Origin of the sequence: Maribellus luteus (genome assembly GCF_003576475.1) — a bacterium.
GTDB lineage: Bacteria > Bacteroidota > Bacteroidia > Bacteroidales > Prolixibacteraceae > Draconibacterium > Draconibacterium luteum.
On sequence record NZ_QWGR01000326.1, the window covers coordinates 1 to 507 of the forward strand.

1 protein-coding gene is annotated in these 507 nt (G+C 75.0%); it reads right to left on the reverse strand.

The window, feature by feature from the left end; translation table 11 throughout:
- Positions 1 to 9: 9 nt before the first annotated feature.
- Positions 10 to 507 (reverse strand): FecR family protein (locus tag D1614_RS25355; protein WP_175579335.1); only part of this gene is annotated, 498 nt, incomplete at its 5' end.

The window sequence follows — 507 nt, forward strand, 5'->3', positions numbered from 1 at the left end:
ATAAAAATTTCACGGCTCCAGGCGGATCTGCAGCGGGTCGGCGATCACCGCGCGCCAACCCTCCACCGCCGCCACGCCGCGGGCGAAGGTGGTCGGGTCGCGAGGGTCGTAGACGCCGCTGATGCGGGCGCGGCCCATGGCCGGGTCGGCCAGGACGATGCGCACCCGCGAATAGCGCGCCAGCTCGGCCACCGCCGCGTCCAGCGGCGCGTCCTCCAGGTCGATGCGGCCGCTGCGCCAGGCGAGGTCCCGCCCGAGCTCGGCCCGGGCGAACCGCGCTCCGACGGCGTCGCGCGCCAGGGTCAGCTTGTCGCCCTGGACCAGGCGGCGCGGCGGCCCGCCGCGCACGGCCACGTCGACCACTCCCTGCGAGACCGTGACCGACGAGGCCTCGTCGAGCCTGAGCACGTCGAAGGCCGTGCCGACGTCGCGGACGTCGAGGTCGCCCGCCGCCACCGTGAAGGGGCGCAACAGGCCGTGCCGGACGGTGAAGTGCGCCTCGCCCTT